Genomic DNA, 12,252 nt, shown 5'->3' with positions numbered 1-12,252 from the left:
TTCTCCCAGGCTCGAGATCTTCCGTCCTGGTACAGAGTGCGGGAGCGGTGGTGACAGGCCCGGTCCGCGGATGGTGCAGTCCGGTTACCTTCCGCCTTTGCGTTTCAGAGGCGGACGCCCCCTTGCGTTTCAGAGGCGGACGGCCCTTTGCGTTTCAGAGGCGGACGGCCCTTTGCGTTTCAGAGGCGGACGGCCCTTTGCGTTTCAGAGGCGGAAGGCCCCGACGAGTCCGCGCAGTTCATCGGCGGTGCGGGCGACCTCGGTGGAGGCCTCGCGGGTCTGCTCGACACCCTGCACGGCGCTCGCGCTGGCCGCCGCGACGTCGGAGATGTTGTGCGCGATCCGGGACGAGCCGCTGGCCACCTCGGCGATGCTGCGGCTCATCTCGCCGGTCGTCGCGGTCTGCTCCTCGACGGCGCTGGCGATGGTCGTCTGGAAGTCGTTGATCTGGGCGATGACCTCGGAGATGCGGGAGATGACCTCGACCGCGCCGCCGGTGTCCTGCTGGATCGCGTTGACCCGGGCGCCGATGTCCTCGGTCGCCTTGGCGGTCTCCTGGGCGAGGTCCTTGACCTCGGAGGCGACCACCGCGAAGCCCTTGCCCGCCTCGCCGGCGCGGGCCGCCTCGATGGTGGCGTTCAGCGCGAGCAGGTTGGTCTGCTCGGCGATCGAGGTGATCAGCTTGATCACGTTGCCGATCTCCTCGGAGGAGGCGCCGAGCTGACGGATCGTCTCGGTGGCCCGGGCCGCCTCGGACACCGCGATCGCCGCGATCTGGGCGGCCTCGCTGGTGTTGCGGGAGATCTCCCGGATCGAGAGGCCCATCTCCTCGGAACCGGCCGCGACCGACTGGACGTTGCGCGAGATCTCCTCGGCCTCGGCCGATGCCGCCGAGGTCTGCCGGTCGGTGTCGCCGGCCGCTTCGGCGATCTGCGCGGCCACCGCGGAGAGCTCGCCGGCGGCGCTGGCCAACTGGTCCGCGTCCTTGCCGATGGTCTCCAGCGAGTGGTGGATCGAGTCGAGGGCGCCGTCCAACCCGATCGCCATGCGGCCCAGGTCGTCGCGGCTGGTGATGCCGCTGCGCACGGTGAGGTCACCGGCGGCCACCTGATCGATGACGGAGCCGAGCCGGCGGACCGGGATCAGGATCGAGCGGGCCATCGGCACGGCCAGCGCGATCATCAGGACCAGGCCGATCGCCGCTACCACGATCACCGTGACCTGGGTCGTGTTCGAGATCTTGTTCAGGTCGGCACGTTCCTGGACGACCAGGGCGCTCACCTCGTCGACCAGACCGCCCAGCTCGTCGTCGGTGACATGGTTGCGCTCGGAGATCTCGTCGAGCCGCGACTGCACCGACTTCACGTTCTTCTTGGCGTCGGCGGCGAACTGGGTGATGAACTCGCTGAACGAGGTGAAGTCGGCCCGATAGCCGGCGAACTTCTCGGTCAGGGCGGCCGGCATGCCGGCGGCCTCGGCCGCGTCCGCCGCTTCGGTGGAGGAGGCCACGTCGTCGCTGACGTCCTGGGTGACGTCCTGGCCGAGCGCGGCGCGGTAGGCGTCTACCTTCAGCTCGCTCTGCCGGGTGTCCAGGTGGTTGAGCGCCGAGGCGCCGGCCTGGAGTCCGACCAGCATTCTCCCCTGCGCGGTGATTTTGTTCTGGCTGACCACCGTGATGATCCCGAGGGCGGCAAGCACGATCGCCCCGATAGCCACGATCAGCGTGAGTCGCCGCGCAATACCGAGATTGGCGAGTCGCCCCATCGGATCCTCCTGGAACGGGGTGCGCCCCGGCGCGATGCGCCGGGGCGTACCCGATCAACCGGATTCCTCCGGCGACTGCAGCATCTTCGTGATCGCCCGAACCGCATCGTCGGTGGGCGAGGCCGCCTCGCGATTGGCCGCCTGCAACTCCCGGAACACTTCCTCACGATGGACCTGGACGTCGCGCGGGGCTTGAATGCCCAGCCGGATGACGTCCCCGCGCGCCTCGAGCACCGTGATGATCACGTCGTTCCCGATCATCACGCTCTCTCCGGCGCGCCGTGTCAGCACCAGCATCGTCCGGTGCCTCCCTCCATCCGTGGACGGACCGCATTATGTTTCGTCAGCCTCGTCCGTGAATGGGCACCATCGTGAGAGGCGCGACCGCGGACCGGGCGGTCGCGCCGGCGCCGGGACGTCAGTAGGCCCGGTGCATGATCGCGCGGACGGGGTAGCCAGACCCGCTGAGCACGACCTGCATGGCCCGCATGTTGTCGCGGTCGACCACGATCGGCGCCATCAGGTTGGCCGTGGTCTCGTCGGTGCCGGCCGTGATGACCGCCATCAGGAGCAGCCGGTCCGGGTCCTTGGTGTTCAGCGCCTGGAAGACCTCATCGGCGATCTCCGGGGCGTAGTCCGGGAAGAACGGCTCCGGCGGCGCAACCAGGAAGCGCAGGTCCGGGTCCTGGATGGACGTGAACGCGTAGAGCAGTCCGTCCTCGTTGAGCCGAACCAGAACGAAGTCGCGGTGTGCCGGGAACCCGGGCATGGGTACCGCCATACGAATGGTCGGCAGACCCAGCGACGGGTCGATCATGGACGCCTCAATCGGTCGGGACGCGGTGCGAGTACTCATGGTCACCTCAGGAAATCGATGAGCGAGGGCTGGATCACCTTGGCCGTGGCGGCCAGGGCGGCCTGGTACGAGGTCTGCTGGATCTGCAGTTCCATGATCGCCTTGGGCAGATCGACATCTTCGATGTCGGAAAGCTGCGACGACACGGATAACAGATGGTCGTCTGCCGACTGTTTCATCTGTTCAATCCGATTATATCGGGCGCCAACATCCGAAAGCGCGGATTTAAGTAAATCGTGGGCGCTATCCAGATTTTCTAGGCTTTTGTTCAGCGAAGTAGCGTCGCCACTCTTGATGTCATCGGAAATCTTCTTGAGCACCGTAAAGAGTTCGGTGTCCGTACCGGGCTGGCCGAACGCCTCCGGGCCGCTGGACTCGATACGCACTTTTGCGTTCGGGCCGACGGTCCGAGTCGTCGGGTTGGTGTTGCCGGCGAACGTGGCCGTCCCGGTCGCGTGGTCCACCGTGTACGCCGCGGCGCCCGGCGTGGTGCCGCCGAAGACCGGCCGGTCCATGTACTTGGTGTTGGCCTGGCCGAGCAGCTGGTCCCGGATGTTGTCGATCTCGTCGGCGAGCGCCTGGCGGGAACCGCTGTCGTTGGCCGTGTTCAGGGCCTGCACGGTCAGGTCACGGACCCGGATGATCTCGCTCGAGGCATCACCGAGGGTGTCCTGGATGGTGCCGAGCCAGCCCAGTCCGTCGTTCGAATTCCGGCTGTACTGCTGGGTCGCGCGCACCTCGCCACGCAATTGCAATGAGGTGACCGTGCCGGTCGGCGAATCCGACGGCCGGGTCAATTGTTTGCCGCCGGATATCTGCGATTGCAGCTTCTGACCGCGCGCGAGACTGCGCTGGAGATCGCCCAGCGCTTTCGTCGTCATGCTGGTTCCGGTGACCCTGCTGGGCATGCTCATACGTCATTCCTCCCGCTATTACCGGCCGACCAGGCCGGTGCGGTTGATGAGCTGGTCGAGCATCGAGTCGATCGTCGTGAGAACCCGGGACGCCGCCTCGTAGCCGCGCTGGTAGGTGAGCAGATGGGTCATCTCCTCGTCGAGGTTGACCCCGGCCTCGCCCTGCCGCGAAGTGTCCACCTGGTCGGTCACCGCGTCCTGGATCTCGCTGCGCCGCTGAGTCGCCTGGGCCGAGACGCCGAGCCGGCCGATTATGGCCTGATAGGTGGCATCGGGGCCGGTGCCGGAAGCACCCACATCGGACAGATTGTCGGCAACGCCGTGGTCGATCGCCGCCACCGTCGTGTCCGGGTCGGCCGGGTTCCCGGAGGAGAAGGCCACCTGGCTCGGGTCGGTGATGTTCACCTTGAGCGTGGCCGCCGTCGTACCCGTGAAGAACGGGGTCGTGTCGCCCTTGGTGCCGTCGATCGTGTAGCCGTCGGCCACGGCGTCGTTGACCGTCGTCGCGACGCTCTCGGCCACCGTGTCGAGGTCCTTGGCGACGCCGTACAGAACGCTGTTCATCGTGTCCAGCATCGAACCCATCGTGCCGCCGGCCGCCGCCTTCAGGCCGGGGCTGTCGGTCCACTCCAGCGCCACCTGATCGGTGTCGTTGACGGCGTCCAGCGTGACCGGGCCGGTGAGTTCGAGTTTGCGGGCCTGAAATCCTTCAACCAGCGCGGTTCCGCCGATATATACGTTGGCGGAACCGTCAGACTTGATCTGCGCGGACGCGCCGGCCAGCTCGGACAGCTGCATGACGTTGAGGTCGCGCTGATCCTGGAGCTCGTTGGCGGGCAGACCGGCCTTCTGCGCGATCACGATTTGGTTGTTCATGTCGGCGATGTTGCCGGCGAGGGTGTTGACCTGATCGACGTATGCGTCCATCCCGCCGTGCAGCGCATCGAACTGGTTGGAGAGAGAGGTGTGCGCGTCGTTCAGGGTGGTGGCCACGGTGTTGCTGCGCTCGATGAGGGCGCTGCGCGTGGACGGGTCCTGCCAGTTGTTCGCGACGTCGTTCCAGCCGTCCCACATGTCATGCAGGCGGGCCTGCAGAGCGGTGTCGCTCGGCTCGGCCAGCACGCTCTCGATCTGGTCGTAAGCGGCCTTCGAGCTGGACAGGTAGGCCGAGTTCGCGTGCTCGGTGCGGCCGCGGGCCTCCAGATACTGGTTGCGGCCGCGATCGATGCCGGCGACCGCGACGCCGTTGCCGGTCCCCTCGGTGGTGGAGTAGATGCCCGGGTTCAGGCCGCCGGCCTGCGACTGCATCCGCACGCGCTGCCGGGTGTAACCCTCGGTGTTGGCGTTCGCAATGTTCTGTCCGGCGATGTCCAGTCCGCGCCGCTGCGCGTAGAGAGAACTGAGCGCCGTGTTGATACCGCCGAATGAGCTAGCCATATCAAATCGCCTCGTCAACCAGGCTGGAGCGGCGCACGCCGCCGGAAACGGTCTGGCCTTGCGGTCCGTACGTTTCCACAGTTTCGGCGAACGCGAGCATGGTTTCGCGTGCAGCGCGCTGGCCGGCCGTGAGCAGGTCACGGTTCACATCGGCGAGAGCGCTGATCTCGGAGGTCAGCATCAGGAACGCCTTGCGATGCTGGTGGAGGAGGTCCGACCAGGGCGGCGGGGCGGCGTCGGCCAACTCGCCCAGCGATGCCTCCGGGCTGAGCCCGAGCTCGACCGCGACGTCCTGCGAGTAGGCCGCCCGGATGACCTCGGTCTGCCGAATCTGGTCCAGCACCACCTCCACCTCCCTGGTGGCGTGGCTGAGCCAGCGGGAGCGGTTGGACGCGAGGAGCAACTGCTCCTCCTCAAGCTTGAACAGCAGCATCTCCAGCAGCTCACGTGATCGCCACAGGACGCTGGCCAGGTCGGTCAGACTCACCCTGGACCTCCGTCTCGCTTCTGGGCGGGCAGACCCCGCTTCTGGGCGGGCAGACCCCGCTCGATATGCCCTCATTCGGACAGGTCGGCACGCGGGCCGCTCCGCTGAGGAATTTCCCCCGATCAGGCCATTTCACGTTTTTTCGCGTTTGCCGGAGAAGGGCGAAGAAATCTCAGAGACTGCTCATGACCGCGACGCCACGTCGATCGGACCCGGCGTAACGCCTGCGGCCTCACGGATGACTGGAAAGACCCCGCTCAAGGAGGAATCACTAATGGGTCTCCGCATCAATCAGAACATCGCCGCGCAGAACGCCTACCGGAACCTGTCGGTCACCGACAGCCAGATGTCGAAGTCGCTGGAGAAACTGTCCAGTGGTTTCCGCATCAACCGGGCGGCGGACGACGCGGCCGGCCTCTCGATCTCCGAGGGCCTGCGCTCGCAGATCGGCGGTCTCAAGGTCGCGGTGCGCAACACCCAGGACGGCGTCAGCGTCGCGCAGACCGCTGAGGGCTCGCTCAACGAGGTCACCTCGATCCTGCAGCGCATGCGTGACCTGTCGGTCCAGTCGGCCAACGCCGGCGCCAACGACACCGAGGCGAAGTCGGCCGCCAACAAGGAGATGACGCAGCTCAACTCCGAGCTGGACCGGATCGGCAGCACCACCTCCTTCGGCAAGTCGAAGCTGCTCGACGGCTCGTTCGGCACGACCTACAAGGGCAAAGCGGCGACGGTAAACAGCGCCACGGGCGCCGACACTCCGCCGACGGCGTCCGCTCCGACGGTTCCGGCCAAGATCGCGGCCGGGTTCAGCTTCAACCTCAATGAGGTCGGCGGCAAGGCCAACATCGCTGATGGCACCACGGCCGGCCGCAGTCTCGCGGAGGGCGACAAGCCGATCACCGTCACCGTCGGCGCAATCGACTCCACCGCCACGCCCGCCGACATCGCCGCCAAGGTCAATGACGCCATCGGCACTGCGCTGCGCGACGCCGGCCTGCAGGGCACCGAGGTCAACATGTCGGCGACCGTCGACAAGTACGGCAACGCATCGTACAACTTCGGCGGCAGCGGCGAGTTCAGCATCACCGACGGTTCCGATGCCGCACTCACCGACACCACCGACGGCCTCGGATTTGCCGCCGCCGACATCTCGTCGGGCACCGGCAACAACGTCGCGGCCACCGGCGGTGGCAACACCGGTGTCTTCCAGGTCGGTGCGAACGCGGCCGAGAACATCAACATCTCAATCGGCGCGGCCGACTCCGGCACCCTGGGCACCAAGATGATCGACCTGGTCAACAAGCCCTCGGACGCCATCAAGATCCTGGACACCGCGATCAGCACCGTGTCCAGCCAGCGGGCGTCGCTCGGTGCGGTCCAGAACCGCTTCGAGCACACCATCAACAACCTCAACGTCGCGGTGGAGAACCTGTCCGCGTCGGAGTCGCGGATCCGGGACACCGACATGGCGCAGGAAATGGTGTCCTTCACCCGGAACCAGATCCTGACCCAGGCCGGCACCTCGATGCTGTCGCAGGCGAACCAGTCCGCGCAGAACGTTCTGTCGCTGCTGCGCTAACCGAACTGCGACCGTTTGGCACTGAAAACGGAACGCGCACGGCCGAAGAGGTGGGGGTAGCCGGCAGAACGTGCCGGTTGCCCCCGCTTCGCTTTCCGCACCGAAAGGCAGGCCACTGTGACCAGCTCTGTTGACGGACTCGTCAGCGGCCTCAGCACTTCGTCGCTGATCAGCCAGCTCCTGAAGGTCGAGGCGCAGCCGCAGAACCGTCTCAAGACCAAGGTCTCCGACGCGCAGACCGCGGTGACCTCGTACATGTCGGTCAACACGAAGATCGCTGCGGTCAAGAGCGCCGGCGGCGGGCTGAGCCAGCTGGACACCTGGCGTTCGATCAAGGCGGCGTCGAGCTCCGCCACGGTCACGGCCACCACGTCGAGCACCATGAAGGCGACCACCGGCAGCCTCACCTTCGACGTGACGTCGCTGGCGAGCAAGCAGGCCACCACGATGCAGGTGTCGACCGCCCTCGAGGACGCCGACGGCGACGGCCAGGTCGACGACCCGCACCCGCTGACCAACGCGACCTCGATCTCGATCACCAAGGGCTCGTACGACTCGAACGGCACGTTCACCGCGGGTGCGGCCGCGGCGACCAGCATCGATATCAGCAAGGACCAGTCGGCGGCCGGCATCGCGCAGGCGATCAACGACGCCAACCTCGGCATCTCCGCGTACGTCATGAAGACCGACGACGGCGTGGGTGTCCTCCAGATCACCGGCATGAAATCGGGCGCGGCCAACGGCTTCCAGATCGACGGTCTCACCGGCACCGGCCTGAACGGCGACTCGCCGGCCACCACCGCCCCGAAGGACGCCACTCTCCAGCTCAAGGGCGGCAACAACACCTCGTACGCCGTCCACAGCGACACCAACACGTTCAACAACCTGATGGGCGGCGTGACCGTCGTCGTCTCCAAGGAGGAAACCGGCGTCACGGTCGATGCGACCAGCGATGTCGACGCGATCGCCGACAAGTTCTCGGCATTCGTGGACGCGACCAACGCCGCGCTCACCGAGATCGGCACCCAGACGAAGTACGACCCGGCCACCAAGACCGGCTCGCCGCTCACCGGCGACTTCGCGGTGCGCAACATGTCGCAGAAGCTGCTCAGCCTGGTCAGCTCCGGTCTGTCCTGGACCGACGAGGCGGCCGCCAACCCCGGCACGGACTACTCGACCAGCATCAAGTCGCTCAAGGAACTTGGCATCGAGCTGGACGGCGCGACCGGTCAGCTGAAGTTCAACCGGGGCGCGTTCCTCGGCTCCTACGCCGAGGACCCGTCTCGGGTCAAGGCGGCCGGCATGAAGTTCGGCGACCAGGTCACCACCCTCGGCACCACGATGACGAGGAACCTCTCGGCGATCATGAACGGCCGCAACAACGACATCACCGACCTCAACACCCAGATCAGCAACTGGGACGTCCGCCTCACCGCCAAGCAGGAGGCGCTCCAGAAGCAGTACTCCGCTTTGGAGGTCGCTCTCGGCAAGCTCAAGGACCAGTCCAGCTGGCTCTCCGGCCAGCTCGGCGGCGCGTCCTGACCCGTAATCGCCCTGACCAGCCACCAGGACCCTTGACCGAGGAGACCAATTGACCGCCCCACACCTCCGCGACCGCTATCTGCAGGACTCCGTCAACACCGCCTCGCCCGGCAAACTGCTGATCATGCTGTACGACCGGCTCGTCCTCGACCTCGGACAGGCCGAGCAGGCCCTGCGCTCCGACGCGCGGGAGGAGGCGCACGACAAGATCACCCACGCCCAGGAGATCGTCATCGAGCTGCGCACCAGCCTCGACGTCGACGCCTGGTCGGGCGCGCCCGCTCTGGCCAACATCTACGGCTGGATGCTCACCGAGCTGATCGGCGCGAACATCGCCCGCGATCCCGACCGGATCAAGGCCATCCGCGAGCTGGCCGAGCCGCTGCGTGACACCTGGCGGGAGGCGGCCGCGGCAGCGGTCGCTGGGTGACATGACCGGCGACTGGCACGGCGCCTGGACCGAGGCCCTCGACGACCTCGAACTCGACGTGGTCGCGATCGAGTCGATGCTGGCCGACGAGCGCCGGCACGCCGAGACCCCGCCGGCCAGCCTCTGGAAGCCGCCCACCGAACTCGGCGCCCTGCCGCTCGAGCTCAAGCCACGCGCCGACGAGATCCTCACCCGTCAGTTGAAGGCGGCCGAGGAGATCGCCCGGCGCCTCACCTCGAACCGCCGGCAGATCGCCGTGACCGCCCGGATCGAGACCGGCGAGGCGATCAACCGCCCCGTCTACGTCGACCGAGCCATGTGACCCGAACCAAAGACGTCCCGGACCCAGGTGTGGTCCGGGACGTTTTTGTGTGCAACCTCGCGGCAACCGTTACGCGCTCAGCGAATCGGAGGTCAGGCCGAACTGCATGGTACGAGCAACGGATTGCTCATCAAGAAGCCACGGAACGGCACCTGGACTGACCATCCAAGGAGCTGCTGTGTTCGACGACATCTCGACGTCTTCCCTCCGCGTTGCCGCCGCGGGTCTCGCCGCTCGGCAGACGGCCATCGCGAACAACATCGCGAACATCGAAACCCCGGGCTATCGCGCCCGTAAGGTGGAATTCGAGCAGGCTCTGCAGGGTGCGATCAAGCGAGGCGACTCGCCGGCGGGCGTGTCCCCCAGCACCCAGACCTCGCTCGAGCCGACTCGGCTGAACGGCAGCAACGTCAACCTCGACGAGGAGACGCTGTCGCACATCGACACCACGATGCGCTACCAGCTGACGCTGCGGGCCATGGACAGCAAGTACTCGATGCTGCGTGACGCGATCAAGGGGGCCTGAGTAAATGAGCACGTTCAACGCGATCGGCGTCGCCGGCTCCGGCGTGACCGTCTACCGCAAGTGGCTCGACGCCGTGTCGGACAACATCGCCAACATCGACACCGTCACGCGTACGTCCGAGAAGGCTTTCCAGGCTCGTTACGTCGTCGCGCAGGAAGCGTCCGACGGCAACGGCGCCCAGGTCGGTGGGGTTGCCCTCGGCAATGCCCAGGGCATCGTCACCTACGACCCGGAGAACCCGCTGGCCGACAACCAGGGTTACGTCCGCCGCCCGGATATCGACCTCGGCGGCCAGATGGCCCAGATGATGATGGCCCAGCGGGCCTACCAGGCGAACCTCTCGGTCGTCGACCGGGCCAAGGACGCCTACGCCGCGGCGATCAACCTGGGGAAGTGAGCTAGATGACCTCGCCGATCGGCGCTATCAGCAGCCTCACCTCCATCGGTGGCCTGGACAAGGTGTCCAGTGTCGCCGGCCTCTCCGGCTCGACCCCGGCGACGAACGCCAACGAGGCGGTCAACGGCCCGAGCGAGAGCTTCACCAGCATGTTGTCGAAGGGCCTGGAAAGTGTGCAGGCCACCCAGAGCAAGGCCGACAACCTCGCGGTCCAGGCCGCGGAGGGCACGCTGCAGGATCCGGCGCAGTACACGATGGCCGCCACCGAGGCTCAGCTCGCCCAGCAGCTCACCCTCGCCGTACGCAACAAGGCCGTCGAAGCCTTCCAAGAGATCATGAGGATGCAGGCCTGACATGACCGACCGCCTTCCCGCTCCGGTTCGCCGCATCACGGACACCTTCCGGTCCTTCACGCCGGGACAGAAGGCCGTCACGATCGCGGCGATGATCGCCCTTGTCGTCGGTGCCTACTTCTTCGCGACCTGGGCGTCGAAGCCGACGTACTCGATCCTGTTCAACAATCTGTCGACCAAGGATGCGAGCGCGATCGTCGAGTCGCTGCAGAAGTCCGGCACGAAGTACGAGCTGGCCAACGACGGCCAGACCGTGATGGTGCCGCAGGACCAGGTGAACAACCTGCGTCTGTCGCTGAGCTCCGAGGGCCTGCCCGGCGACGCCGGCACCGGCTACTCGCTGCTCGACAAGCAGGGCATCACGACCAGCGACTTCATGCAGCACACGAACTTTCAGCGGGCTCTGGAAGGCGAGCTCTCCAACACGATCAAGTCGATCGAGGGCGTCGAGGCGGCCACCGTGCACCTCGTCATCCCGCAGAAGGACGTGTTCGCCGACGACCAGTCCCAGCCGACCGCGTCCGTCCTGGTCGCCTCGAGCTCGACCCAGCCGCTGAGCAGCCAGCAGGTGCAGGCGATCGTGCACCTGGTCGCCTCCAGCGTCGAGGGCCTCGACCCGACCGAGGTCACGGTGGCCGGCGCGGACGGCAAGATACTTTCGACCGGCGGTGGTGCGGCCGTCGGCACCGGCGGGGACAGCGGCAACGAGTCGCAGACCGTCGCCTTCCAGAACCGGATGAACAGCTCGCTGCAGAACATGCTGGACAGCGTGGTCGGTCCCGGGCACGCGGTGGTCACCACCACCGCCCAGCTGGACTTCGATCAGACGTCGACCTCCAGCAAGTCGTACAACGCCGACCCGTCGCTGCCGGCGCTCTCGGAAAGTAACAACCGGGAGGCGTACAACGGCGCCGGGAACTGTGCCGGCGGCGTCCTCGGCCCGGACAACATCTCCGGTCCCGGTTGTTCTGCGGGCAGCAGCTCCTCCGGCACCGGCCAGTACGAGAACAGCCAGGCCGTCCGCAACAACGCGATCAACGAGACCAACGAGGTCCGCAAGAGCGCGCCCGGCAGCATCAAGAAGATGAACGTCGCCGTCCTGCTGGACAGCACCACCGCCGGCACCATCGACCCGGCCCAGGTGCAGCAGCTGGTCAGCGCGGCGGCCGGCATCGACTCGACCCGCGGCGACACGATCGCGGTCAGCGCCATGCCGTTCGACACCAGCGCCGCCCAGCAGGCGCAGCAGGCCCTGAGCGCCGCCACCGCGGCCGAGCAGACGGCCAAGCAGATGATGATGATCAAGACCGGCGCCCTCGGCGTAGTGGTGCTCTTCCTGCTCTTCCTCGCCTGGCGGGCCACCCGGCGCGCCAAGAAGCGCAAGGCCCTGAGCCCGGAGGAGCGCAAGCACCTGGAGGACATGCAGGCCGCGCTCGAGCAGCAACGCCTCGCCGAGCTGAACAGCGCGATCCCCGCGCAGATGCTCGAAGCAGCCCCGGAGAGCTACTCGGATGGGGAAGCTCGCGGCGAACGCGTGCGGGAGATCGAGCAGATGGTTCAGGATCAGCCTGAGGAGATGGCAGTGCTGCTGCGCGGCTGGCTCGCCGCCGACGCGCCGACGCACTGACACCGAATGGGCGGT

At 66.8% G+C, this 12,252-nt stretch carries 14 protein-coding genes; 8 read left to right on the top strand and 6 right to left on the bottom strand.

What is annotated here, in order from left to right:
• Positions 1 to 204: 204 nt before the first annotated feature.
• The 6 genes from AB0E90_RS18535 to AB0E90_RS18510 form a co-directional block, all read right to left on the bottom strand.
• Positions 205 to 1,764, bottom strand: a complete 1,560-nt coding sequence (locus tag AB0E90_RS18535; RefSeq protein WP_360406416.1) for a methyl-accepting chemotaxis protein — start codon at positions 1,762 to 1,764, stop codon at positions 205 to 207.
• A gap of 54 nt (positions 1,765 to 1,818) precedes the next feature.
• On the bottom strand, positions 1,819 to 2,061 hold the full coding sequence (csrA, locus tag AB0E90_RS18530; RefSeq protein ID WP_203725277.1) for a carbon storage regulator CsrA: 243 nt from the start codon (positions 2,059 to 2,061) through the stop codon (positions 1,819 to 1,821).
• Positions 2,062 to 2,182: 121 nt separating this feature from the next.
• Positions 2,183 to 2,581 carry a flagellar assembly protein FliW gene (locus AB0E90_RS18525; protein ID WP_360406412.1) on the bottom strand — a complete coding sequence of 133 codons (399 nt, stop codon included), beginning with the start codon at positions 2,579 to 2,581 and terminating at the stop codon, positions 2,183 to 2,185.
• 41 nt (positions 2,582 to 2,622) lie between these two features.
• Positions 2,623 to 3,534, bottom strand: coding sequence for a flagellin (locus AB0E90_RS18520; protein WP_360406409.1), 912 nt, complete (start codon positions 3,532 to 3,534; stop codon positions 2,623 to 2,625).
• Between the two features lie 18 nt (positions 3,535 to 3,552).
• Positions 3,553 to 4,971, bottom strand: coding sequence for a flagellar hook-associated protein FlgK (gene flgK / locus AB0E90_RS18515; RefSeq protein ID WP_360406406.1), 1,419 nt, complete (start codon positions 4,969 to 4,971; stop codon positions 3,553 to 3,555).
• A 1-nt stretch (position 4,972) separates the two neighbouring features.
• Entirely contained in the window at positions 4,973 to 5,458 is a 486-nt protein-coding gene (locus AB0E90_RS18510) for a flagellar protein FlgN (protein ID WP_360406403.1), read from the bottom strand.
• Positions 5,459 to 5,732: 274 nt separating this feature from the next.
• Here AB0E90_RS18510 and AB0E90_RS18505 point away from each other — a divergent pair, with 274 nt between their 5' ends.
• The 8 genes from AB0E90_RS18505 to fliF all read left to right on the top strand — a co-directional run bounded on the left by AB0E90_RS18505 (position 5,733) and on the right by fliF (position 12,237).
• Positions 5,733 to 7,040, top strand: coding sequence for a flagellin (locus AB0E90_RS18505; protein ID WP_360406400.1), 1,308 nt, complete (start codon positions 5,733 to 5,735; stop codon positions 7,038 to 7,040).
• A 117-nt stretch (positions 7,041 to 7,157) separates the two neighbouring features.
• On the top strand, positions 7,158 to 8,582 hold the full coding sequence (gene fliD, locus AB0E90_RS18500) for a flagellar filament capping protein FliD (RefSeq protein WP_360406397.1): 1,425 nt from the start codon (positions 7,158 to 7,160) through the stop codon (positions 8,580 to 8,582).
• 49 nt (positions 8,583 to 8,631) lie between these two features.
• A complete protein-coding gene (fliS, locus tag AB0E90_RS18495; RefSeq protein WP_360406394.1) occupies positions 8,632 to 9,012 on the top strand; it encodes a flagellar export chaperone FliS in 381 nt (126 codons plus the stop codon).
• Position 9,013: 1 nt separating this feature from the next.
• A complete protein-coding gene (locus tag AB0E90_RS18490; RefSeq protein WP_360406391.1) occupies positions 9,014 to 9,334 on the top strand; it encodes a hypothetical protein in 321 nt (106 codons plus the stop codon).
• Between the two features lie 178 nt (positions 9,335 to 9,512).
• Positions 9,513 to 9,860, top strand: a complete 348-nt coding sequence (locus AB0E90_RS18485) for a flagellar basal body rod C-terminal domain-containing protein (protein WP_360406388.1) — start codon at positions 9,513 to 9,515, stop codon at positions 9,858 to 9,860.
• A gap of 4 nt (positions 9,861 to 9,864) precedes the next feature.
• On the top strand, positions 9,865 to 10,257 hold the full coding sequence (locus AB0E90_RS18480) for a flagellar basal body rod C-terminal domain-containing protein (RefSeq protein WP_360406385.1): 393 nt from the start codon (positions 9,865 to 9,867) through the stop codon (positions 10,255 to 10,257).
• A 5-nt stretch (positions 10,258 to 10,262) separates the two neighbouring features.
• Positions 10,263 to 10,610, top strand: coding sequence for a flagellar hook-basal body complex protein FliE (fliE, locus tag AB0E90_RS18475; protein ID WP_360406382.1), 348 nt, complete (start codon positions 10,263 to 10,265; stop codon positions 10,608 to 10,610).
• A 1-nt stretch (position 10,611) separates the two neighbouring features.
• Positions 10,612 to 12,237: a flagellar basal-body MS-ring/collar protein FliF gene (gene fliF / locus AB0E90_RS18470; RefSeq protein WP_360406379.1), complete on the top strand. Its 1,626-nt coding sequence runs from the start codon at positions 10,612 to 10,614 to the stop codon at positions 12,235 to 12,237.
• The last annotated feature ends 15 nt before the right edge of the window (positions 12,238 to 12,252 follow it).

This window comes from Actinoplanes sp. NPDC026619, assembly GCF_040638295.1.
GTDB lineage: Bacteria > Actinomycetota > Actinomycetes > Mycobacteriales > Micromonosporaceae > Actinoplanes.
Note: the sequence above shows the minus strand (reverse complement) of the source record. Positions and strands in the feature narration are given on the sequence as shown.

Excerpts from the sequence above, each read along its gene's own strand:
- AB0E90_RS18535 (WP_360406416.1), bottom strand. The coding sequence starts at position 1,764 with ATGGGGCGACTCGCCAATCTCGGTATTGCGCGGCGACTCACGCTGATC.
- csrA (WP_203725277.1), bottom strand. The coding sequence starts at position 2,061 with ATGCTGGTGCTGACACGGCGCGCCGGAGAGAGCGTGATGATCGGGAAC.
- AB0E90_RS18525 (WP_360406412.1), bottom strand. The coding sequence starts at position 2,581 with ATGATCGACCCGTCGCTGGGTCTGCCGACCATTCGTATGGCGGTACCC.
- AB0E90_RS18520 (WP_360406409.1), bottom strand. The coding sequence starts at position 3,534 with ATGAGCATGCCCAGCAGGGTCACCGGAACCAGCATGACGACGAAAGCG.
- flgK (WP_360406406.1), bottom strand. The coding sequence starts at position 4,971 with ATGGCTAGCTCATTCGGCGGTATCAACACGGCGCTCAGTTCTCTCTAC.
- AB0E90_RS18505 (WP_360406400.1), top strand. The coding sequence starts at position 5,733 with ATGGGTCTCCGCATCAATCAGAACATCGCCGCGCAGAACGCCTACCGG.
- AB0E90_RS18490 (WP_360406391.1), top strand. The coding sequence starts at position 9,014 with ATGACCGGCGACTGGCACGGCGCCTGGACCGAGGCCCTCGACGACCTC.
- AB0E90_RS18480 (WP_360406385.1), top strand. The coding sequence starts at position 9,865 with ATGAGCACGTTCAACGCGATCGGCGTCGCCGGCTCCGGCGTGACCGTC.
- fliE (WP_360406382.1), top strand. The coding sequence starts at position 10,263 with ATGACCTCGCCGATCGGCGCTATCAGCAGCCTCACCTCCATCGGTGGC.
- fliF (WP_360406379.1), top strand. The coding sequence starts at position 10,612 with ATGACCGACCGCCTTCCCGCTCCGGTTCGCCGCATCACGGACACCTTC.